Here is a 21,621-nt window from a genome sequence, read left to right as displayed (position 1 = left end):
TCGAAGGTTACTTGATGGGGAGTAGGCGCACGGCCACGGCATCTTCTTGCTGGAGTGCGCGCTTGGCTAGTCGTTGAAGTTCGCTGAAATGGGATTTGCGGAGCTTTTCCTTGATCCCGGGAATAACGGATGGTGGCATGCTTAGCTCGTCAATGCCGAGGCCGGTTAGGATTTGAGCCCCGAGAGTGTCGGCAGCGATGCCGCCGCAAACTCCGATCCATTTACCCTCGGCGTGGGCGGCCTTAGTTGCCATGTCGATTAAGCGGAGCACTACTGGGTGCAGGCCATCTGCGCGTTTGGCGAGGAGGGGATGAGTGCGGTCAACGGCCAGGGCATATTGCGTTAGGTCGTTCGTGCCGACGGAGAAAAAGTCTGCGACTTTGGCCAGCTCAGAAGCCATGATGACTGCCGAGGGCACTTCAATCATTACACCCAACTCGATGCGCGGGCCATCAATTTCCTGTCGCACGGATTCGGAGATGTTCCGGATACGGCGAAAATCGTTGGACGTAGCGATCATCGGAAAAAGTAACTTGATCTCGCCGTGCTGAGCCGCGCGGTAAACAGCACGTAGTTGCGTGCGCAAAATGTCGGGGCGTGCCAGACCGATGCGGATGCCGCGCAGGCCGAGGAAGGACAAGTCGCGCTCGCTCATACCAAGATAATCCACCGGCTTGTCGCCGCCAATGTCGATTGTGCGGAGCACCATAGGCAGGCCATTGAGTGCTTTGACCATCGCCTTGTAGGATTCGTATTGCTCGTCTTCGGAGGGTGCGTGTTCGCGGTCGAGGAAGAGAAATTCCGTGCGGACGAGGCCAATGCCTTCGGCACCAGCCTTCAAGGCTTCTTCGGCTTCCGCGACACGGGCGATGTTCGCCACGACTTCCATACGGTGGCCGTCTTGGGTGAGGGCTGGCTGAAAGCGGTCGGTCCACGCACGTTTGCGTTGGGCGTCCAGAGTTTTTAGGATGACGCAGGCGGACTCTTGATCCTCAGCACTCGGGTTTAAAATCAGACGGCTGCCAGAGGCATCAAGGATCACCTTGTCGTTTTCAGTGACATGGTCGAGCGAGTCGCCCATTGCGACCACCATTGGAATGCCGAGTGAACGGGCAACGATGGCCGAGTGGGCGTTGGGGCTGCCTTCTCGTAGGCAAATTCCGCAAATTTTTGACTTCGTAAGTTGGGCCGCTTCGGAGGGTTCGAGCTCACCAGCGATCAGAATTGTGGGCTCAAGTAGATTAGCTAACGTCTGCTGATCAGCGCCGAGCAGGATGCGGGTTACGCGGCTGCCGGCGTCCTTCAGGTCAATCCCACGTTGAGCGAGATTTGCATCGCTCAGCGATTCCAGGTGGGAAACCTGCTCGGCAACGACGCTTTCCCAGGCCTGCTGGGCATCCGTTTTATCATCAATCTTTTTAAGCGCTTGGCTGCGTAGCGTTTCATCGCCGAGCATCGTTGAATGGGCACCAAAGAGGTTGCGTTGGACTTTGTTCATCGCTGGGTCAGCGGCAAATTCCTCTAATGTTTCAATGGCGCTTGCGATGGCCACGGCGAGCGCCTCTTGCTCGGAATGCACATCGCCGCGCTTCCGAGTGGCAGTTGTGACGCGGGCTTGGTCCCACAGGAAAATAGGTCCCACCGCGATGCCGGGTGCCGCCATCGTGCCGTGGAGTATTTGCTCCTTAGAAGCGTCGGTGGGTTGCCAATGGACGCTTGGCTCGGCCTCTTCGGTGTTTTCCTGAGGCTCCTCATTGATGATTTCGACCAAGCGCTGTAGCTGGCGTAGGTGGTCGTCGGCATAAGGAGAGTCGGAGCGGATTTCGATATCGCTACCAGCGCTGATGCCGAGGCCTACAATGCTCATGGCGCTGCGAGCGTCGGCTTCGCGCCCGTTGGCAACGAGGGAAATATTGCCGTCCATACGCTCTGTGACTTCGGCGATCTGGCTGGCCGGGCGCAGATGGAAGCCTCGTGGGTTATTGAAGGAGACGACTACACGGCGGCCCACAAAGCCATCGTCGGCAGTTTGCTGGTTACCAGCCTCACTGTTGTTGAGGGCGCGGACAATTTCTGCGGGATCAGTGGTGTGGGCGAGACGCTTGGCAAGGTCGGAGTCGGAGGTGATGGCAGTTAGGCGACCAAGGAGACCGATATGTTCATCGCTCTTCGCCGCAATGCCAAAAATAAGTTGTGCACGTTCTTCGCCTTTCCAAGGCACACCGTCGGGCACTTGGATCAACGCGACTCGGGTTTCTTTAATGAGATTGGCTTCCTGTGGGCGACCATGGGGGATGGCAACGCCGTTACCAAGGTAGGTATTGGCGGTCTGCTCGCGGCCCAGCATACTGTTCACATACTGGGGATCGACGGCACCACGTTCAGCTAATAAGTCCGCGACTGCACGGATGGCAGACTCACGTAATTTGAAAGACTGGCCAAGTCGGATGTCAGAAGGGGTGAGATTGAGCATAGGGGAGGGGGGGGGGAGGTTACGGTTAAAGTGAATGAGAATGATTGTGTAATCGATTACATATTATGTCAACTCGAATTTCTAGTTTGGTTTAATTTTGGGGTCATAATTCACTATATTGATGATATAAAGGTGTTTACGGTTCAAAAAACATCGACATTGTATGTAAACGATATACATATTTTTCTTTCGCTGCCTTTTTCCTTCTTCTTCCCCCCCCTCCTTATGTCCAGTATCAAGGAAGTCGCCCACCTTGCCGGGGTATCCACTGCTACGGTTTCGCGCATGATGGCGAACAAGAGCTACGTGAGCGATGACACCCGTGCCCGTGTTCAGGCCGCGATTGACGAGCTCAATTACCAGCCCAACCGTGTGGCGCAGCGGCTGCGCGAGCAGCAATCAAGAATTCTTGGCCTGATCGTTTCCGACATTCAGAATCCGTTTTTCAGCGAACTTGCGCGTTCGGTGGAGAAGTTTGCTCAAGGCCGTGGCTACAGTGTTTTCATCTGCAATACCGACGAAGATGGTGCCCAAGAGCAGCGTTACCTAGACCTGATGCAGCAGGAAAAAGTCGCCGGATTGATTATTTCTCCGACACGCCAAGTCGCAAAGAGACTAGAGCGTCTTGCGAAATCAAATCTCCCCATTGTTACCATTGACCGTCAGGTGGATAGCAGCTTTGACGCTGTGCTGATTGATAATGAGGATGCTGCTCTTCGGCTAACAGAACGCGTGATTGCCAGCGGCTATCAGCGCATTGCTGGAATTTTTGGCCACCTTAGTTTTACGGCCGAGGAGCGTCTGGCTGGATTTCGAAAAGCCCTGGAGGCACATGGTATGCAGCCGCACTCGATGCTGCGAACGCCAGCCTTTGAAAATGAAGGCTATTCAGCAATGGAGTCGTTGCTGTGCGCATCGGGTCCGCCAGACGCGGTCGTTTGCAGTAGCGCATTGCTCGCCACAGGGGCTTATCAGGCAGTGAAGGCTGCTGGTCTAGAATTGCCGGAAGCGTTTGGTTTTGCCTGTTTTGATGACCCGGCTTGGGCGCGTTGCGTGTCACCGCGGGTAACAGTCATTCGTCAGCCGACGAAGCTGATTGGTGAGAGTGCGGCGGAGTTGCTTTTTAAGCGTGTAGAAAACGGACAGCGCAGCGCATCACTTATTCGTTTGCAGGGGGAGTTGGTCGAACGTGAATCACTGCGATAGGTGCATATACGTGTGAGGGGGGGGCATTACATACAAGATAATGGGCATCTTACGCGTGGATAAAAGTGATAGTTGGTGGAGATGATTAGGCTTTTGGATGTTGATAAAATGGCACATGGCCTTTTTATTAAAGGGATGCGTTGGGTTTTGATGTGAAAAATAATTCATTAAAGTGAATATTTCGGCTTTTTTTGCTCGGAAAATTCTCATATGGTCTGTGAACTGCTTTTGTGACGAGTATGAATCTCCATCGGCTGGTGAGCCGACTATTTCGTTCTGTAGGGTGTTGGATCTTTGTGCTTGGGATCGCTCTTTCATTTTATGTTGGCCGCTCGGTTTCCCCGACTTGGCAGGTAAGTGAAGTTTCGCTTGGAGTGGAAATTGTTGATCCAGGGAAAGCGATTTCGGCAGCTGATTCGCAATTGTGGGAGCTGCGTGGGCAAACGCTTACTGGCGTTCCGGTACAAACGGAGGAGTGTGTGCGTGTCGAGGATGCGGATGGTCAGGTGGAGTATTTCTCGCTGGTGCCGCGCAAGCATTGGGGGTATTGGTCATTTCTTCCTGCGGTGATGGCGGTGGCCCTGTGTTTTATTACACGTGAGCCGATCACTGCGCTTAGTGGTGGGATCCTGACTGGTGCCTTACTGATGAATCAATACGATGTCACTGGCCAGATACTGATCCCGGCATTGGCAACGAAGAGTGGCGCAGGTATTTTGATTTTATATCTCTGGTTTTTGGGTGGAATCATGGGGCTGTGGTCGCGTAACGGCGCGGCGCAGGCATTTGCTGAATTGATGACGCGCCATTGTGTGCGGGGGCCAGTTAGTGCCCGTTTGGTGGCTTGGTTTTTGGGGGTGCTTTTCTTTCAGGGGGGTACGCTGAGCACGGTTCTGGTAGGCACAACGGTTCGGCCAGTCGCTGACAAGGAGCGAGTCAGCCACGAGGAGCTATCTTACATTGTGGACTCAACGGCATCTCCGATTGCAGTTCTTTTGCCGTTCAATGCTTGGCCCTTTTACGTGCAAAGCCTGATTTTCTTGCCGGGTGTTGCTTTTCTAGCGACTGAGTCTGATCGGATCGGTTTTTTCATGGCGACAGTGCCTCTGTCTTTTTACGCGATACTGGCAGTGCTCTTCACGCTGCTTCTATGCTTTGACAAGCTTCCGTTTCTTAGCCCTGCAATGAAGCGCGCAATTGTTCGTTCGCGGGAGACTGGTGAGCTTGATCGCGCCGGGTCGCAACCGCTTTTAGCAAAGGAGCTGGAGGGGAGTGATACGCCCGATGACTATCGTCCGAGTGCTTTTGAATTTTTTATTCCCTTGGGATTGATTATCGGTGTTGCGGTCGGCACGCATATATTTCTTGGCTCGCCGAATGTACACTGGGCTTTCGGGAGTGCTTTGCTGGTGGCATTTTTCATAACGCTCATCCGCGGCATGAGTCTGGAAAATGCAGTTGGAGGTCTGACTGAAGGGCTCAAGGGCGTGGTCTATGGTTCGGTTGTTTTGCTTTTGGCGATCGTGATTGGGCGGATCAGTCGCGAGACTGGTGGTGGTGTCTATTTGATGGATGTCTTTGCTGGGTCGTTACCGTTTTGGGTGCTGCCAGTACTGTTTCAGGTGCTGACGATGCTCATTGCTTTTTCCACTGGAACGAGCTTTGGAACGTTTGCGGTTTCGCTGCCGTTGGTTATGCCTCTGGCTTGGGCGACCGGGCTTGAAGCGGGGTTGGCTCACCCTCAGCTATATTTATCGATTTGCTTCGCGGCAGTGATTAACGGGAGTGTCTATGGTGATCAATGTTCGCCGATCTCTGATACGACTGTGCTCAGCAGCATGGCTACTGGTTGCGATCTCATGGACCATGTGAAAACCCAGATTGTGCCCGCATCGGTTGCGGCATTGATCGCTGGGACCGGATGGACGATTATCGCGCTATTCTGTTCCTGAGCGAAGGCTTGCGCGATGCGCTGGCTAGGCTAGGACGGACTCTTGCTTGGGTGCTTTTGGGCTAGCGAGCCTTGTCTCGGGTACGTGCAAAGGCTACTTTTATTTAGCGTATCCTGCACTGTTGGAGCGCCGAGGGTCGGCGGCGGCAACGAGCTCACCAGAAGGTGTGAAGATGACTGCATTTACCCCACCAAAATAGTAGCTTTCGGAACTGCGCAGGTGGACGTCCCACCCGTGCTGGCGTAGGCCATGCACCAAGTCGACATCTGCCTCGGCTTCAATCTCTACATAATTGCTTGCTTCGCTTCTTTTGAGTGGCCGGCGTAGATGGAATCGCGGTGCATTGATTGCCTCTTGGAGATCCTGTTCGTAAAGAAGTGTTTCGGAAATGATTTGTGCGATGCCGGTGGGAATGCGTTGGCCGGCAGGCGAACCGATGGCCAATACGGGCTTTCCTTTTTTGAGGACGATTGTGGGGGCAATGGTACTACGCGGCCGTTTGCTCTCAGCGATGTAATTGATGGATGATGTCGAGGTTTTTGCGAAATTGTTCATGCCGTTGTTGAGCAGGAAGCCAGTTCCGGGGGCGATAACAAAGGCACCAAAGCGATGTCCGAGTGATTGTGTGATGCAGGCGATATTGCCTGTTTTGTCGACCACGATGAAATGCGTTGTGCTGGACTCGTCATCGCTGCCTGGTGTGTCTCCCTGCGACATCGGAATGGACTCCTTGATTCGCTCACGCATGAGGTCCTGCAGTTCGCTGTAGTTGCGCTTCGAAAAGACTGCTGCCTGACGCTTACGCCACTCGGGGCTGTCGCCAAATTGTTGGTAGTCGGTGTAGGCACAAGCCAGTGCGTTGCCAAGCATGTTGAAGCGTTCGATCGTCGAGTAATCACCGCTTGTGGGCATTGCCTCAAGCGCCTTTAGGGTCAGCAGGACGGTTGCGCCGCCAGTTGTGGGGGAGGGGGAGCTAAAGACGTTGTAGTCTTGCCAGTCCATGCTCAGGGGAGGGCGTTCAATAGCCTCGTACTGCCGAAGATCATTCAGTGTTATCCAGCCGGCATTTTTGGAAAATCCCTCGGCGATGGTCTTGGCGATGCTGCCGCTGTAGAAGCTTTCTGGTCCTTCTTGGGCGAGCGTATCAAGTGTGTTGGCAAGATCGGGATTGGGGAGTCGTTCTCCGATGGAGGGCACCTTGTCATCAATGAGGTAGAGGCGGCGCGTTTCAGGGTTTTGTTTCAGGCCACTCTGAGCAATCTTGAAAATCGCCTCGTCGTGCTCGGTCATCATGAAGCCTTCACGTGCGAGCTTTGCTGACGGTGCCACGAGGCTCTGCCAAGATTGGCTGCCGTGATCTTTGTGCATTTTTCCTAACCCAGCAACGAGGCCGGGGATACAGACTGAGCGAAAGGAGCGCTTCTGTTCTTTGCTGGGCAGGGTGATGAATTCTTTGACTGGGAATTTGCTTGGTGACTCAACCATCCCATCGATAAAGCTAACTTCCCTAGTGCTGGCGTCATAGTATAAGATAGCAATCTTACCGCCGATACCGGAGCCATATGGCTCGGCTACGCCAAGTGCCAATGAGACCGCGACTGCGCTATCGGCAGCATTACCGCCATTCTCGAGGACGGACAATCCTATCTGGGTGGATTCGGGGCTGCCGGAAACGACAGCTGCGTCATAAGCAAATGCGATTCCGCAATTGGCTAGGAGGAACGCGGTGAAGATTACAACTCTACGACGAAGGGGGGGGGGTGGTTTATGCACGAGTTTAGTCTCTTGAGGGGTAGTCGCCGGGTTTGATAAAGCTAATGTGCCCGTCGAAAAATGCGTAGTTCCGGCCTTCCCATGGAGTTTCGACTTCCCCCTCTACGGAGTAGTTGCTGCCAGCGGTCGATGTAATGCCGTAGTTTGCGCCATCTAAGTTTGTTATCATCCAGATGTCGGGGAGGGCCTGGTAGTCCGGCCCGCTGGATGCTACATTGGAGCGTAATTGGATGACGCTCCGAGGTTGTGTGACCTTTGAGCTGTCGTTGCTTCGGCGGCCAAAAAAGTTGGCAGGGTCTGAATGAATTGTGTTGTTAAGGATGTAATTGTGGTCGGCTTCAGCGATGCCGTAATCCTCGGCTGGTGACCATAGCCCTTCGTCTTCAGTTAGATACCCTTGGTCGACGAGCAAGCTGGATATCCATTTTTCACGCTCACTGGATGATGTGAGACTCTTCGGGTTCTTCACAGCTCGATTGACTCGACCGGGTAGAATGCCGTGCTCGCTGTGGTAGATCAGGATTGTGTGGGCGAGCTGTCGCATGTTGCTGCCATCCTTCGATTTGCTGGCGGATGACCTGACATTGCCGATGACGGGAATGAGGATGGCACCTAGGATTCCAATTACAGCCAGTGCTGAAAGTAGCTCGACCAGAGTAAAACCGTTTTTGGCTGATTTTCGCATAATGTTATTTAATGAATTAGGTGCCATATCAGCAACCCTCATGCCACGGGATGTGTGTCAGTTGTCTATTATGCTATATGTTCAAAAAAACAGGGCAATGTTAAATTATTTACAGCAGTATGTCTAAAAATGACCTTCAATAAAGGATTTGTATAAAAATTGACTGATGTTTTTTGTTGACTGAAAATCCCAATTGTTGACTAAATGGCAACATGCTGAACGTAATTGTTATCGATGATCAACCGCCGCTGCTTTCTGAAATTCGATCCATGCTAAAACGCGAATACAGCGTTACGACTTGTAGCAGTCCGCTGCGAGGAGTACGCATGATTCGTAAATCGGAGCCGGATCTGGTTGTTGTGACCTTGGTAATGAAGGAGATGGATGGATTTGAGGTAATACGGCGCCTTAAAAGCAGTGGCTGTCAGATGCCGATTGTAATGATTTCTGCCTACGGAGATGCGTCTACTCCGGCCGAGGCCACACGGTTGGGGGCGTCGGATTATATCTCACGTCCGATTCTTGCGGATGAGCTTCTGGCGAGGCTGCGGCGTGTGATGGAGCGCCAGATGGCGAACGCGATGCCAGCCCCAATTCATTCCCTCCAGGATGGCATTTGCACGGCTGACCCGGAGATGCTTAGCCTGCTGGAGCTCGCACATATCGCAGCGAACACTGATAGTCGCATTCTGATCTTAGGCGAGACGGGCACTGGCAAGGAGTTGATTGCACAGACGATTCACCGCTACAGCGGCCGTTCAACGCAGCCTTTTATCGAGGTTAATTGCGCCGCCATTCAGCCGAATCTGCTGGAGAGCGAGCTGTTTGGTCACGAGAAGGGTTCCTTTACCGGAGCTGAAGGGATGCGAAAGGGAAAGTTTGAGCAGGCGAGCGGCGGTACGTTGTTTCTGGATGAGATAGGTGAGATGTCGCTGGAAATGCAGTCGAAAATGTTGCGCGTACTTCAGAATGGCGACTACACCCGCGTCGGGGGGGACCAGCGGCAAGTGTCAACCGCTCGTATTGTGGCCGCGACAAACCAGGATTTACGCGCATTGGTGAATGATGGGCTGTTTCGGGCCGATCTGTATTTTCGCTTGAATGTGGTGACGCTTACCCTGCCGCCGCTGCGCCGCCGACCGTGTGATATTTTGCTTTTGGCCAATCTCTTTCTAACGCGGTTTAATCAGCCGGGTAATCCGCCAAAGCGGATTTCTGAGGCTGCGCTCCGGGTTCTGGCGGGATATCCTTGGCCCGGTAACGTGCGAGAGTTAGAGCACTTGATTGAGCGGCTGAGTATTTTGGTTAGTAAGCAGGTTATTGATGTTGAGGCCTTACCTGATTACGTGCGCGACACGGCTACGCGGACACCACTAGGGGAACTCGGCGAGATTATACCCTACCAGCAGGCAAGGGCAGAGTTCGAACGCCAGTACTTTACTCAGGCAGTTTATCAGGCACAGGGAAATTTATCGCAGGCGGCCCGCATAGCGGGGATGGATCGCTCTCAGTTCTACCGTATGCATAAGCGCAGCACGGAAAGTGAGTAGCACAGAAATGTTGATGATATGTCAACGTTTGTTGTTGGATGGAGTTTTTTGAGGGGTTTATGTTAATGCATTCGATTAATGGTATCTTGTTTTTGTTTTTATAAGATGCTTCTATATAGTGTTTTACGAATTTATTGGATGGCTTGTTTGGCTTTTCTTATCTGCTGATGGCATCGAATGTGCTTAGTGATGGTAAATGAAAATTTCCAGGATTCTCCTTATGCTTTTGATGTGCGCCCAGTTGAGCGTACATGTCTCCGCCAGCGCGTGGACGATCACTGGAGTTGAACTGATTGAGTATAAAATCCCGCGTACCTCGGTGTTTCGTACGGCCAAGGGCTCTAGCTCGGTTACGCCTGGTATCTTCGTTGTGCTATCTGCTAGTTCAGCAAATGGTCAGGCGGCTGAGGGGGTGGGCGATATGCTGCCTCGGAAGAATGTGACCAATGAACCCATGAGCGATGCCTGGCCTGCAGCTCAGCAGATGGCTGAGTTATTGATCGACGTAAGCTTCTCTGGAGATGACCTCGTGGCGGATCGAGCAACCGTTGTTGAACTGATGGCGGGGCTGAAGAAATTTGCGAACGCTTATAGACTTAGCTACTCTAAGCCTCCGACCAAAGGGCGTGAGTTGCGTGCGACGCTTTGCGGTTTCGACGTGGCGCTCTTGGCTCTGTTAGGAGATATTTATGACAAGCCGTTGCATGAGGTTTTGGGGGAGACACGACGCGACAGCGTTCGTATTGCCGGTGTTACCAAAAGCTTGGGCTTGTCGTCTAGTGACGCACAGAAAGCTGTTGCCAAGGCTCATGCTGAGCATCGCTGCGTCCGACTAAAGATTGGTGGTGACGAAGAGGCGGAGTTGGGGATGCTGCGCGCCACGGCCTTAGCTATCGTTGGCATGCGTCCCGATCTGGAAATATTCGTTGATGTGAATCAAGGTTGGAAAGATGCATCGCATGCGCTTGAAGCGCTCGGGCAGATTCGTGAGATGCTGCGGGAAACGAATTATCAGGGGCGCTTCATTTGTGAACAGCCAACACGAGAAGACGATTTCGAGGCGCTGGCGGAAGTCACCAGACACACGCGGCAATGGGCTCAGGAGGATCCTTTCGAAATTTTAATCATGGCAGACGAAAGTGTTTGGGACTTGGAGGATGTTCGAAAGCTCGTCGCACTGGATGCGGTCGATCAGATAAATATTAAAATTCAAAAAGCGGGAGGACTTATGGAATCCCTGCGGATGGCGGAGTACCTACACGAAAAAAAAACCGATTGGGAAGTGTATGTGGGTGGCGTGCTAATGAGTGATGTAGGTGCTTGGGCCAACCATCAACTCGGCTATTGTCTGCCTCGTTTGGATTACATGACCGGTGCTGTGCCACGTCGCGCTATAACGGTCAATCCAGCAACTAACCCACTGCTGTATCGTCGAGGAACACGCACGCTTGTTGGTCCGAACGCATCCGGCTTGGGGACTGGATTGGACCGTGAGGCGTTAGAGCCCTTCGTCTTGAATTTCCATCAAATAACCACCAATAGTAATGAATCAGAAAATTAAAGTTGCTCAATTTGGGCTCGGACCAATCGGCATTTCTTGTCTCAAGCTCATGGCTCGCAAGCCTTGGATTGAGATCGTAGGCGCAATAGATATTTCTCCAAATATCGTCGGTAAGGATCTTGCCACTATCACTGGCCTGCCTGCCTTGGCGAATGCCTATGCTTACGAAACGTTCGAAGAACTTATAGCTGGTCAGTCCGTAGATGCAGTGCTTCACACCGCCGGCTCGAAGGCGGCGACTTCGCTACTGCAATGTATGCCAATGCTTGAGCGCGGGGTGGCGGTTGTATCCTCTTGTGAAGAATTACTTTTTCCTGCGCTTCGTGCGCCGGAGGAGACCGCGAGCGTCAACGCAATGTGCGAAGCAACTGGTGGCCGGATATTGGGTACCGGGGTGAATCCAGGTTTCGTGCTCGATGTGCTGCCGATTTGCCTAAGTGGCGTGTGTGCTGAAGTGACTGGAGTCTACGGCGAACGTGTAGTTAATGCTTCTACTCGACGTGGACCTTTGCAGAAAAAAGTCGGCAGCGGCTTGGCTCCAGATGAATTTCGTGCCTTGGGTGCAGCGGGTAAAGCTGGCCATGCGGGCTTCCAGGAATCCCTGATGCTCGTTGCCCACGCGCTGGGCTGGGAGGTTGGTCCGATTACCGAGGAGATCGATGCAGTCGTTGCCACTGAGACGATAGTTACCGATTATTTCACCGTCGAGGCCGGGCAGACTGCCGGCTTGCACCAGATTGTTAAAGCTGAGAGTGTTGAGGGCTATCCTATCCATTTTGACCTGAAAATGTATCAAGGTGCGAAAGACCCCCATGACACCATTCGCTTGGATTCCGAACCGCCAATCGAAGCGACGATTACCCAAGGTGTTGCTGGCGACATCGCGACCGTTTCGGCACTCGTGAATGCCATTCCCCGCTTACTTATCGCCAAGCCAGGCGTGCGGCTCATGAGCGAGCTCAGCCTGCCATCATGCATCAAGCAACTTTACACCGGTGACTTCGCCGAACCTTGCCGCAGTCTCTAAATACCAAAACTCAAAACCAGTATAGACATGAAGAATGAAGCACTACCACTAACCAAGTTTCGAGGCTATATCCTCGCACTAACGATAGGTGCTGCACTTGCGCCGCAACTCTCCGCCTCTCAATCATATACAACGCCTGGTGATACGCTGAGCCAAGATTTTAACGCGGGGCTTCCTTCTGGAGCGAGCACGGAAACCTGGACTGATGACTCTGTTTTTTCCGGATGGTCCGTATATCAATTCGCCACAGATTCGGCTCCCTCGGACTATCGCATCACCAGCGGAAATTCATCGGGCATTCAGCTCTTTCAGTGGCGCACTTCAGCCAGTGCCATCAATGGCGCGCTAGGCACGAAGCCTGCCACCGATAGCGGTAGTATGATCATGTATCTGGAGCTGGTCAATAACACGGGTATTGAACTAATAAGTTTCTCTCTCGGATATATTGGCGAGCAGTGGTACGACAGCGATTCCGGCCAGAACAATCAGCTCATAGTATCTTATCAAGTCGGTGCCACTGACGCAACGAGTGGTACATGGACTGATATTGATGCGTTGGATTTTGACAGCATCTATGATGGCACTGATTTGGGCGATCTTGATGGCACGTTACCTGAAAACCAAACTGTCTTCAGCCCGGAAATAGTTTCCAACATCGGTTGGTCGCAAGGTGAGACACTCATCATCCGTTGGTTTGACAGTAATAGCACTGGTGTAGACCAAGGTCTGGCGATTGATGATGTAAACTTTGCCGCTGTGCCAGAGCCGTCCCAGTATGCGATGATCTTCGCTCTGATGGCATTGGTTTTGGGTGTTTTACGTCGCCGTAGTATCTAATCGGTGCATCTCGCATCATCATATATGCTATTTTCAAAATCAATTCTTGCCTCTATTTGGATACTGCTGGCCGCAATTACGTCGGCTAGCGGTTCCAAGGTGGAGCCTCTTTACGAGTGGCAATTCAGTGATCCGAGTGGGACGCCACTATCTAAATCTCAAGGCTTGAAGAACGCTGAATGGTCTGCGGATTTTAGCGATTCGTTTGCTGATGGAGAAGGCCACTACCGGTTGAATCGTCGGCCGGGAAACGTTAGTAACGCCTTCGTCGAAATCGAGCCAATCACCGCGCACGGGCTTGATCATGTTTGGCTCATTGTTGAAATCGCGGGCTGGCATTTTACCGGTAGTAAAGCAACTGAAACCATGCGTGTGGGCTTCGTAGATAAGGCCCATGAACGTCGTCCTTTTGTGACGGCTCAGATTAATCTCCAGCGGACAGCTGAAGATCAAGTGGTCGTCACAGGTGAAGGTTTTGGTAAGGGTGCTGAAGATTCAGCCAGCATGCCGGCCTTTACCAGCACTCAATCTGAACCGGTTACTTTTGTGCTTGAGCTGGACAAAGGTAAAGATCGCTTTAAGTTACACTACCGCCTTGCCGATGGGCCTTTTATTCCGCTTGGATCTGGTGAAATTAGCCCGGACCGTAATGGTAATTATTTGCGTCTTGGCTTCTCTGGTCGCTTCGATGGATCTGGCGAAGAATTCTTGATTGATCGCATTTCCGTAACGGATAAAAACCCCATTCGTTGATCTTACGTGTCACTTAATTTTTCTTTTCTCTCTCGCCTGGCGCTGGTGTACGCTTGCTTTTTCGCTATACTTTGCAACGCAAAGTATGATCCTTCAGACCCGGATGTCTCACGGGAGATCGGGGTTCGTTTTGGGCCCGGTTCGAGCGGTGCCTTTCTTGCGCAAAATGGAATGGTTACTAGTTCTTCGTTCGAGGCCACAATGGCGGGGCTTGATGTCCTGCGTAAGGGTGGAAATGCTTTCGATGCGGCAGTCGTAGTGCAGTTTGTTCTGACTGTTACGGAGCCTTACGCTAGTGGTATTGGCGGCGGCCTTTTCGCCGTGGCCTACGATTCCAAAGAAGAGGAAGTCTTTACCCTTGATGGACGGGAGACGGCACCTGATGCGGCCGAGCCTGATCTGTTTGTCGGTATCAATGGCAAGGTCGATAAGTTTTCCTCTCGGATCGACGGTGGTCGTGCGGCTGGTGTACCTGGTACGCTCGCCGCTCTGGCATATTTATTGGACGAATACGGCACTATAAGCATGGCAGAAGCGGTAGAGCCTGCTGCTAGAATTGCCGAAACAGGTTTTATTATAACAGAGCCCTTTGCCCGCAATTTGGCAGCTCATTGGAGACGGCTTTCGAAATTCCCGGAAACACAAAAACTCTTTAGTCGTCCCGGCGGTGGTCCACTCCAAGCTGGAGACATTTGCCGTAACCCAGAACTGGCAGCTACGCTTAGATTGATTGGTCGGGAAGGTGTTTCGGTGTTTTACAAAGGACCTATTGCGCAAGACATCGTTGCTACGGTTAACGAGAGCAAAGAGAATCCGGGTGCCATGTCCATGGCAGACCTTGCTGATTATAAACCCATTCGCCGAGAACCAGTTGTTAGTAATTATCGTGGCTATACGATCTGCGGGATGGATATGCCATCCAGCGGTGGCGCTAGTTTGGCTTTGATGCTCAATATGCTTGAGAGCCAAGGGGCTGCGTTTAATGGAGAGTGGACGGCGGAGCAGCTTCATACTCTGATTGACGTGCAAAACTTGGCTTTTGCAGATCGTAATGCGTTCATGGCGGATTCTGATTTTGTGTCTGTTCCGACAGATGTGTTAATTTCCAAGAGTTACGCTCAAAAGCGCATTGGTGAATTAAAACCAAATCAAGGGCTCAGCACTCCAGTGAGTGCGGGAAATCCTTACAAAGGCGTTGCTACCACTAATGCTACGCGCGAAGAAAGTCCTTACACGACACATTTCACGATTGTGGATAAAAATCGGAACATCTTATCGATTACCTCGACGCTGGAGCAGCATTTTGGCTGTGGTCTGCTTGTGGAAAATCGCGGGTTTTTACTCAACAACGAGATGACAGATTTTAATGCACACGCCAAGGACAGCGATGGCGAACTGACACCTAATGCGCCGCAAGGTGGCAAACGTCCTCGATCAAGTATGTCACCAACAATTGTTTTACGCGACGGTAAGCCTGTCTTGGCGTTGGGTTCACCCGGTGGCAGTCGCATAATCGGGGTCACGCTCAATGTTTTGCTTAACGTGTTTGATCGAGAGCTGGAGCTACAAGAGGCAATCAACGCACCACGTGTTGTCGCACGTAATCGAGATCCAGAAATCGAGTCTCCACTCTACCGTGATCAAGCATTAAAGGAATCGCTGGAGGGGATGGGCTATCAACTTATAGATTCGCAGGCCGTTGGTTCCGTGCAAGCGATTCGCATCAACGATTCTGGCTGGCTGGAGGGTGCGGCGGATCCGCGCCGTGAAGGCCTTGCTCTCGGTTATTAGCACGCACTGTAGATTTCGGCTGAGAAGTGCCTGTTTTCTGAAATCGCCGAAACTCGCTCAAGCCAAGTGTCTTAGTTATAAAATAAGACCTCCATACTGGGAGGGCGAAAAAGTAATGATGTGGCCGATCAGGATTGCGCGGTTCTATGATGATCAATAGTTTATGAAATTCGGTTATGATTTAGTTATGTGTTTTTCGGAAAATCTCCCCTCGTTCCCCAAAAATAGCCAGCACAGTTCAGTGTTGCTAGGCCCGATTGACATTCATTTCTGCGTAGTGGTGTGCATGGGCAAGACTTGCCTGAACGCTATGGCAACTGGAAGAACGTACATAAACACTTGAGTCGGTGGCTCAAAGAGGCGTATGGAAATCCATTTTTGAACGACTGATCAAGGATCCCCAAGCGCCATAATGCATCTATTATGTGATACTTTGGGTCGACCTTTCAAGCTTTTGCTCACCGGTGGCCAGGAAACGATTGCACATTGCCCGAAAAAGTTATCGCCGGGGCATAGACTAAAGCAATGCTCACAGAGAAAGGTTACGGCACCGACGCGTTCCGCTAAATTCTCACCAATGCGGGTATTAAAGCCGTCATTCCTGGCAAGAAATAGAGCAGTAAGTATTCCAAACGAAAAACGCTATATAAACAACGCAGCCGCATCGAATGTTGTTTTGTGGCCATGAAAGCGTGTTGCAGGGACACTACCAATTTCGATCGAAACGACTGCCTCTGCCGCGCTTGCTGCTGTCTGTTAGCGGCAGCATGCTGATTTTGAATGTCGAGGTGGCAGGGCCCCCTGAAACTGGCCCATTGCTAGTGAGAAGATTTTCGGTCATCTAATACCGAGAAATCATATGAAAAGAGGACGTCGTAGCCACGACCAGATTATCCGCATCCTTCGCGCCAGCGAAGGGATGAAAGTTGAAGATGCCTGCCGAGGGCATGGCATGAGCACGCAGACTGATTATCGCTGGAAAGAAAAGTATGGCAACATGGGCGTGAAGGAGGCCCAGCGTTTAAAGGATCTAGAAAGGGAATCGGATCAGCTCAAGAAGATCGTGGCCGATCAGTTTTTTCAGATTAAGGCCCTGGAGATCGCCTTGGAAAAAAAAAGTCTGAGCCCGGAGCGCCAGCACAGCGTCGCCGCCAAGGTGCTTGCTGCGCTGCAGTGTTCCGGGAGACAAGTCTGTCGCTGGTTGGGCATCCATCGCTCGACCTACCGCTACGAACCCAAATCGCCGCCACCGAATCGGCCTCAACCTCGCCACCCAACTCCTATGAGTAGTTTGCTGGTGATTAAGCGACGAAGACGCATTAAAAATCAGATTTCAGAAACAACATGGCGCATGGATTCCGTATCACACCCAGCACTGGAGGCTCCAATGAAATTCTCAACGCATACTCTAGAATTTCGGCAGGCATATACATTACCATGGCAAATCTGATGAGCTCCCAAGGTCAAATGGAGAAATCAATTCTTGAAGGCCGGGACACGGTCACATTGCCTTAGCTGAAGATTGAAATGGTGGAGCCAGACGGGATCGAACCGACGACCTCTTGCATGCCATGCAAGCGCTCTTCCAACTGAGCTATGGCCCCTTACAAAGCGCATAAAAATGACGCTGACCGAGTAATCGTCAAGGGCAAAAATCGACGTGTCCCTCTGAAAAATTCAGTGAATCTTGAAGCAGGTTTTTTTTCTACGGCTTTAGTAAATACCCTGCTGATATTAGACTTAAGCAGGCTTCAGGTCAGCAGGCTCAATAATGGTCGCATCCTTCCAGAGTTGCTCCAAGCGGTAGTTCTCGCGCATTTCTGGAGTAAAAAGATGGACCATAAAATCGAAGGCGTCTACGACTTGCCAGCCACTGGCCTCGCCGCTTTCAGCTCCAATAATATGAGCCTTGGCGTTCTTGAGGGCACGTTCTACTGAGCCACGAAGGGCCTTAAGGTGTGGCTGGGAATTACCTGAAGCGATGATAAGGTAGTCCGTTACGGTGGAGACACCTCTTACGTCGAGGATCTTCAGATCAAGGGCTTTCTTGTCATCTAGGGCTTCACAGCAGATCGCCATCAGGGCGAGAGTGGCCAGTTTGGGCTTCGTTTTCGTTTTTGTGGTCGGCATGAGTGATCTTTATCGTCGATAGAGTCGATTATTTGTAATAAACTGCGCCACTGCTGGCGGCAAGAAAAAGTCGAGGGGGCTTCCTGAGGCGGCGCGCTTTCGAATTTCGGTTGAGCTAATATCTATTTGCCGTGCCGATATCCAGTGGAGTGATTTGGCGGAGATATTATCTGGGGGAATAGGGGTGAAGTCTGGCCTTTGCAGGCAGAGGAAACCCGCCAGCTCCAGTAATTCGTTAATTTCCCGCCATTCATGCAGTTGGGCGACTTGATCCCCCCCCAGAATCCAGAACAGCTCGTCGTCTGGCTGGCGAGCCTTCAGGCGACGCACTGTGTCGACGGTGTAGCTGACCCCACCGCGGTTAATCTCGTCCCGTAGCACGGAAAATTCCGGTCGTCCGGCGATGGCGGCATTGATCATCGCGACGCGATCATCTGCACTGGCAACTGGTGCTCCACTGGCTTTAAGCGGGGCTTGGGCCGCTGGGATGAACGCCACCCGATCCAGCTGAGCGTTCTCCAGCACATCTTGGGCAAGCAGTAGGTGCCCATAATGGATGGGGTCGAAGCTGCCGCCGAAAAGTCCGAGTCGCATGGCGCTAATGAGTCGCAAAATGTCCGTCTCGCCAAGCATTTCCGGCGCTTCTTTGTGTGGGAGGCAATCTCTGGATCGAGCGGAGCGTTCGTCAATCAGAGGGGAGGGGACCGGAAAAGGGTGATTTGACGTCTTTGCGGGAGACTAAACGCGATATCCAGCCGTAGCGTGGCGCGAAGAGCCAGGCTAGGACGAAGAGGAGCCCTGTCGTTACGGCCATCATACCTGAAGTCGTCGTGCCGTCGAAGCCGATCAGTGGCGGAATCACGATTGCGAGCAGATGGCCAAGCCCTGCTGCTAATGCGCCGATGATCGCGCTCAGTAACAGCATTAGGCCGAGCCGATCGGTCAGCAAATGTGCGGTGGCGGCAGGCGTTACTAGCATTGCGATGACAATAATACTGCCCACAACCTCAAACGCTGCCACGGTTGTGACCGCGACCTGCGTCATCAGCAGGTAATGCATAAAGTTGGCGTTAATTCCTTGCGTGGTTGCCAGTTCGGGATCGAAGGCGCTGATTTTCAGCTCCTTAAAGAACGCAACCACGATGATCAGGTTAAACAGCGCAACGGAGCCAAGCACCATAGCGGCGCGGGGGACTTCGATCCAAGTCTCGCCGAGTTGAAATTCCCAGGCGACATCAAGTGTGGTCATTTCGATTGCGCCATAAAGCACGCAGCCGGGGTCGAGGTCTACATGGTCCGCCGCCTGCACGATCAGTAGTAGGCCGAGCGCGAACAGAGTGGTAAACACGATGCCCATGGAGGCCCCGCGATCAACTTTTCCCAAGCTGCTGATCCACTGAGTGAAGACCGCTGTCAGCACACCAACAACCGCTGCGCCAATGAACATCGTGAAGCTTGCCCGTTCACCCGTGACGAGAAATGCGATTGCGAGGCCGGGGAGGACGGCGTGGCTAATTGCGTCGCCCATCATGCTCATTTGCCGCAGCACCAGGAAACAGCCGGGCAGAGCGCAGGCGATGGCGGTTAACGCGCCGATAATGACAATCCAAGTGTCGTCAACGAACCATGTCATGAGGGCGATCTTTTTGGGGTGAAATATAGTGTGGGCTTTCCGGAATGGAGTCCAGGTCGAGACGTTGCTCAAGTTCACGGACCATGTCCGGACTTAAAACGTGTTCGACGGAATCGGCGTCGCGGTCCACATGGCTGGCGGCGATGTCGGCATGGGTGATCAGAAATATCTCCCAAAGTCGATGGTTTCGGGTGATACGCGCCGCTTCGCCAAAGCCTGATTCAGATAAGCGGAGAGACTGGCCATCAAATTGGTCGATATGGTCCTCGTTTTTGGCGCGTCGCAGGTCTTGGCGGACATGTGCGGGACTCCATGAGCGATGAAGCAGGAGGTCGCGGAAGGGAATGGCGATGTTCGCTGGTGGCTTGCCCGTCTCGGCACAAGCGGCCTCCTGGATCTCATACACCGCACGCAGTAGGTGTTGACGGCCAACTTTTCGCTTGAGGCGGTACATTGCCAGCCGGGTCCTTACCACGCCTCGCGTTTTGCCGAAAAAGAGGCTGAATACGAAAAAAGCCGCCGCAACGAGCACGATGACGGCTCCTGCTGGCAACCGGGGCAACAAGGCGCTGATCGACGCGCCGCACCAGCCACTAACCCCGCCAATGAGGGCGGATAAGATTAGCATATTTCGCAAGTCATTCGTCCAGAAACGCGCCGCTGCAGCAGGGGTAATAAGGAACGCGATGATTAAGATTAGTCCGACGGCTTGCAGCCCAACTACGGTGACTAGCGCGACTAGGCCGAGCAGGATTATGTCCAGCCCATGAATCGGCCAGCCCTGACTACGTCCGAAGCCTTCGTCGAAACACAGCAACGTGAATTCTTTGAGGAGCAGCAGGGAGCAGAGCAGGGCGATTGCCGCCACGCCTGAAAGGAGCAGGAAATCCTGCATGATCATCGACGCTGTTTTGCCGTAGATGAAAGATTCCAGCCCCGCGGCATGGCCGCTTGGCATACTGAGAACCATGCTTAGCACCACCATGCCTAGACCGAAAAATACGCTCAGCACGATGCCCATTGCGGCATCATCCTTGATGCGGGACGTGTTACGCACGACTAGCACCATGATCACGCCGATGACGCCCGTAACCGTGGCACCCACTAAGAGCCCGACCAAGTGTTTGCCCGTCCCGCCCATCGATGCCATCACAATAAACGCCAAGCCAATGCCCGGCAGAGTCGCATGAGACAGCGCGTCACCCATCAGCGAGCGTTTGCGCAGCAGTAAAAAACAACCGACCAGACCTGAGGCCAAGCCCAAGATCATTGTGCTCATGACGACGAGCCGCGTGTTGTAATCCTGTAAGGTAAGCACGCGCCAGACAACATCCAACGACGGCCAGTCCGCGCCGGTGTCGTGCAGGCTGGTGAGTGCGGCTAAGGGGGGGGGGATCATGGCCGTTTGATCTGGCTGAGGGCGTGTCCGGCTTCGGCGAGCAACGTCAGCTTACCACCGTAGGTGCGGTGGAGATTCTCAGCGGTGAAGACTTCTTCCGTTGGGCCAGCGGCGACCACGCGCATATTCAGCAGGATGACCCAGTCGAAATATTGTGAGACCGTGGCGAGGTCATGGTGGACGACGAGCGTGGTCTTTCCTTGATTTTTTAAGTCTTTGAGCAAGGTGACGATGGCGCGCTCCGTGGCGGCGTCAACCGCAGCAAAGGGCTCGTCCATAAAGTAAAGCGTAGCGTCCTGCGCGAGGGCGCGGGCGAGGAATACTCGCTGCTGCTGGCCGCCTGAAAGCTGGCTGATCTGGCGGTCGGCAAGATGGGCAATGCCCACTCGATCGAGGGCGGATCGGGCGATCTCTTTGTGCTTTTTACGAACGGTTTTGAACCAGCCAATGTCGCGATAAAGGCCCATTGTCACGACATCCAATGCGCTGACGGGGAAGTCCCAGTCGACGCTTTCACGCTGTGGCACGTAGCCGACCATGGCGCGTTGTTTCTTGTAGGGTTGGCCGTAAACTTGGACTAGGCCGGAGGCCGTCGGGATGAGGTCGAGACAGGCTTTGATCAGGGTACTTTTACCCGCGCCATTGGGCCCGACGATGCCCACTAATTTGCCCTCGGGGATGTCCAAATCAATGTCCCAGAGCACGGGCTTGCGGTGGTAGGCGACGGTCAGATCGTGGATGGACAGCGGTGCCTGCGGTGAATGGTCATCCGCTGGCAGTGTTTTCGCACTGTTGTAGGATTTAGTTTTCATATGGAGCAGGTCGGGAGTGGCGGATGTTTAATCGAGCCG

Annotated in this window: 17 protein-coding genes and 1 tRNA gene; 9 read left to right on the top strand and 9 right to left on the bottom strand. The window is 52.9% G+C overall.

Going from position 1 to position 21,621, the window contains the following annotated elements; genetic code table 11:
• Window positions 1–7 precede the first annotated feature (7 nt).
• Window positions 8–2,473: a phosphoenolpyruvate--protein phosphotransferase gene (gene ptsP, locus IE065_RS00890; RefSeq protein ID WP_189510901.1), complete on the bottom strand. Its 2,466-nt coding sequence runs from the start codon at window positions 2,471–2,473 to the stop codon at window positions 8–10.
• Between the two features lie 225 nt (window positions 2,474–2,698).
• Between ptsP and IE065_RS00885 the strand changes: the two genes are divergently transcribed.
• Both IE065_RS00885 and IE065_RS00880 read left to right on the top strand, forming a co-directional pair.
• Window positions 2,699–3,679 carry a LacI family DNA-binding transcriptional regulator gene (locus IE065_RS00885; protein WP_189510899.1) on the top strand — a complete coding sequence of 327 codons (981 nt, stop codon included), beginning with the start codon at window positions 2,699–2,701 and terminating at the stop codon, window positions 3,677–3,679.
• Between the two features lie 239 nt (window positions 3,680–3,918).
• Window positions 3,919–5,631 (top strand): Na+/H+ antiporter NhaC family protein, encoded by a 1,713-nt coding sequence (locus IE065_RS00880; RefSeq protein WP_189510897.1) that lies wholly within the window; start codon window positions 3,919–3,921, stop codon window positions 5,629–5,631.
• Window positions 5,632–5,730: 99 nt separating this feature from the next.
• Here the strand turns inward: IE065_RS00880 and ggt (IE065_RS00875) are convergent, their stop codons facing one another.
• Window positions 5,731–7,404, bottom strand: a complete 1,674-nt coding sequence (ggt, locus tag IE065_RS00875) for a gamma-glutamyltransferase (RefSeq protein WP_189510895.1) — start codon at window positions 7,402–7,404, stop codon at window positions 5,731–5,733.
• A 4-nt stretch (window positions 7,405–7,408) separates the two neighbouring features.
• Window positions 7,409–8,089, bottom strand: a complete 681-nt coding sequence (locus tag IE065_RS00870) for a type II secretion system protein (protein ID WP_189510893.1) — start codon at window positions 8,087–8,089, stop codon at window positions 7,409–7,411.
• Window positions 8,090–8,301: 212 nt separating this feature from the next.
• On the opposite strand from IE065_RS00870, the gene IE065_RS00865 reads away from it, so the two are divergent.
• The 7 genes from IE065_RS00865 (at window position 8,302) to IE065_RS00835 (ending at window position 17,058) form a co-directional block, all read left to right on the top strand.
• Window positions 8,302–9,639: a sigma-54-dependent transcriptional regulator gene (locus IE065_RS00865; RefSeq protein ID WP_189510891.1), complete on the top strand. Its 1,338-nt coding sequence runs from the start codon at window positions 8,302–8,304 to the stop codon at window positions 9,637–9,639.
• Between the two features lie 196 nt (window positions 9,640–9,835).
• Window positions 9,836–11,200, top strand: coding sequence for a mandelate racemase/muconate lactonizing enzyme family protein (locus IE065_RS00860; protein ID WP_189510889.1), 1,365 nt, complete (start codon window positions 9,836–9,838; stop codon window positions 11,198–11,200).
• The gene (locus IE065_RS00855; RefSeq protein ID WP_189510887.1) at window positions 11,184–12,227 is read left to right on the top strand and encodes an NAD(P)H-dependent amine dehydrogenase family protein; all 1,044 of its coding nucleotides are present in this window, start codon (window positions 11,184–11,186) and stop codon (window positions 12,225–12,227) included. Before IE065_RS00860 ends, IE065_RS00855 begins: the two co-directional genes overlap by 17 nt.
• A 27-nt stretch (window positions 12,228–12,254) precedes the next feature.
• The gene (locus IE065_RS00850) at window positions 12,255–13,064 is read left to right on the top strand and encodes a PEP-CTERM sorting domain-containing protein (RefSeq protein ID WP_189510884.1); all 810 of its coding nucleotides are present in this window, start codon (window positions 12,255–12,257) and stop codon (window positions 13,062–13,064) included.
• Window positions 13,065–13,088: 24 nt separating this feature from the next.
• On the top strand, window positions 13,089–13,817 hold the full coding sequence (locus IE065_RS00845) for a hypothetical protein (RefSeq protein WP_189510881.1): 729 nt from the start codon (window positions 13,089–13,091) through the stop codon (window positions 13,815–13,817).
• Window positions 13,818–13,988: 171 nt separating this feature from the next.
• The gene (gene ggt / locus IE065_RS00840; protein ID WP_189510878.1) at window positions 13,989–15,608 is read left to right on the top strand and encodes a gamma-glutamyltransferase; all 1,620 of its coding nucleotides are present in this window, start codon (window positions 13,989–13,991) and stop codon (window positions 15,606–15,608) included.
• 859 nt (window positions 15,609–16,467) lie between these two features.
• Complete coding sequence (locus IE065_RS00835) at window positions 16,468–17,058, top strand: transposase (RefSeq protein ID WP_189510873.1); 591 nt, start codon at window positions 16,468–16,470, stop codon at window positions 17,056–17,058.
• A 78-nt stretch (window positions 17,059–17,136) separates the two neighbouring features.
• Here the strand turns inward: IE065_RS00835 and IE065_RS00830 are convergent.
• The 6 genes from IE065_RS00830 to IE065_RS00805 form a co-directional block, all read right to left on the bottom strand.
• Window positions 17,137–17,212 (bottom strand) — tRNA-Ala (locus tag IE065_RS00830).
• Between the two features lie 136 nt (window positions 17,213–17,348).
• The gene (gene rsfS / locus IE065_RS00825; protein ID WP_189510870.1) at window positions 17,349–17,738 is read right to left on the bottom strand and encodes a ribosome silencing factor; all 390 of its coding nucleotides are present in this window, start codon (window positions 17,736–17,738) and stop codon (window positions 17,349–17,351) included.
• Between the two features lie 9 nt (window positions 17,739–17,747).
• Entirely contained in the window at window positions 17,748–18,332 is a 585-nt protein-coding gene (gene nadD / locus IE065_RS00820; RefSeq protein ID WP_189510867.1) for a nicotinate-nucleotide adenylyltransferase, read from the bottom strand.
• A gap of 91 nt (window positions 18,333–18,423) precedes the next feature.
• A complete protein-coding gene (locus IE065_RS00815; protein WP_189510864.1) occupies window positions 18,424–19,371 on the bottom strand; it encodes a metal ABC transporter permease in 948 nt (315 codons plus the stop codon).
• Window positions 19,355–20,770: a metal ABC transporter permease gene (locus tag IE065_RS00810; protein WP_189510861.1), complete on the bottom strand. Its 1,416-nt coding sequence runs from the start codon at window positions 20,768–20,770 to the stop codon at window positions 19,355–19,357. The genes IE065_RS00815 and IE065_RS00810 overlap by 17 nt, the downstream gene beginning before the upstream one ends.
• A complete protein-coding gene (locus IE065_RS00805) occupies window positions 20,767–21,582 on the bottom strand; it encodes a metal ABC transporter ATP-binding protein (RefSeq protein WP_189510858.1) in 816 nt (271 codons plus the stop codon). Before IE065_RS00805 ends, IE065_RS00810 begins: the two co-directional genes overlap by 4 nt.
• Between the last annotated feature and the right edge of the window lie 39 nt (window positions 21,583–21,621).

Source organism: Cerasicoccus arenae (assembly GCF_014651635.1).
Taxonomy (GTDB): Bacteria; Verrucomicrobiota; Verrucomicrobiia; order Opitutales; family Cerasicoccaceae; genus Cerasicoccus; species Cerasicoccus arenae.
Note: the sequence above shows the minus strand (reverse complement) of the source record. Positions and strands in the feature narration are given on the sequence as shown.

Excerpts from the sequence above, each read along its gene's own strand:
- IE065_RS00835 (WP_189510873.1), top strand. The coding sequence starts at position 16,468 with ATGAAAAGAGGACGTCGTAGCCACGACCAGATTATCCGCATCCTTCGC.
- IE065_RS00880 (WP_189510897.1), top strand. The coding sequence starts at position 3,919 with ATGAATCTCCATCGGCTGGTGAGCCGACTATTTCGTTCTGTAGGGTGT.
- IE065_RS00865 (WP_189510891.1), top strand. The coding sequence starts at position 8,302 with ATGCTGAACGTAATTGTTATCGATGATCAACCGCCGCTGCTTTCTGAA.
- IE065_RS00855 (WP_189510887.1), top strand. The coding sequence starts at position 11,184 with ATGAATCAGAAAATTAAAGTTGCTCAATTTGGGCTCGGACCAATCGGC.
- ptsP (WP_189510901.1), bottom strand. The coding sequence starts at position 2,473 with ATGCTCAATCTCACCCCTTCTGACATCCGACTTGGCCAGTCTTTCAAA.
- rsfS (WP_189510870.1), bottom strand. The coding sequence starts at position 17,738 with ATGCCGACCACAAAAACGAAAACGAAGCCCAAACTGGCCACTCTCGCC.
- IE065_RS00845 (WP_189510881.1), top strand. The coding sequence starts at position 13,089 with ATGCTATTTTCAAAATCAATTCTTGCCTCTATTTGGATACTGCTGGCC.
- IE065_RS00815 (WP_189510864.1), bottom strand. The coding sequence starts at position 19,371 with ATGACATGGTTCGTTGACGACACTTGGATTGTCATTATCGGCGCGTTA.
- IE065_RS00850 (WP_189510884.1), top strand. The coding sequence starts at position 12,255 with ATGAAGAATGAAGCACTACCACTAACCAAGTTTCGAGGCTATATCCTC.
- nadD (WP_189510867.1), bottom strand. The coding sequence starts at position 18,332 with ATGCGACTCGGACTTTTCGGCGGCAGCTTCGACCCCATCCATTATGGG.
- ggt (WP_189510878.1), top strand. The coding sequence starts at position 13,989 with ATGGTTACTAGTTCTTCGTTCGAGGCCACAATGGCGGGGCTTGATGTC.
- IE065_RS00810 (WP_189510861.1), bottom strand. The coding sequence starts at position 20,770 with ATGATCCCCCCCCCCTTAGCCGCACTCACCAGCCTGCACGACACCGGC.
- IE065_RS00860 (WP_189510889.1), top strand. The coding sequence starts at position 9,836 with ATGAAAATTTCCAGGATTCTCCTTATGCTTTTGATGTGCGCCCAGTTG.
- IE065_RS00885 (WP_189510899.1), top strand. The coding sequence starts at position 2,699 with ATGTCCAGTATCAAGGAAGTCGCCCACCTTGCCGGGGTATCCACTGCT.
- IE065_RS00805 (WP_189510858.1), bottom strand. The coding sequence starts at position 21,582 with ATGAAAACTAAATCCTACAACAGTGCGAAAACACTGCCAGCGGATGAC.
- IE065_RS00870 (WP_189510893.1), bottom strand. The coding sequence starts at position 8,089 with ATGCGAAAATCAGCCAAAAACGGTTTTACTCTGGTCGAGCTACTTTCA.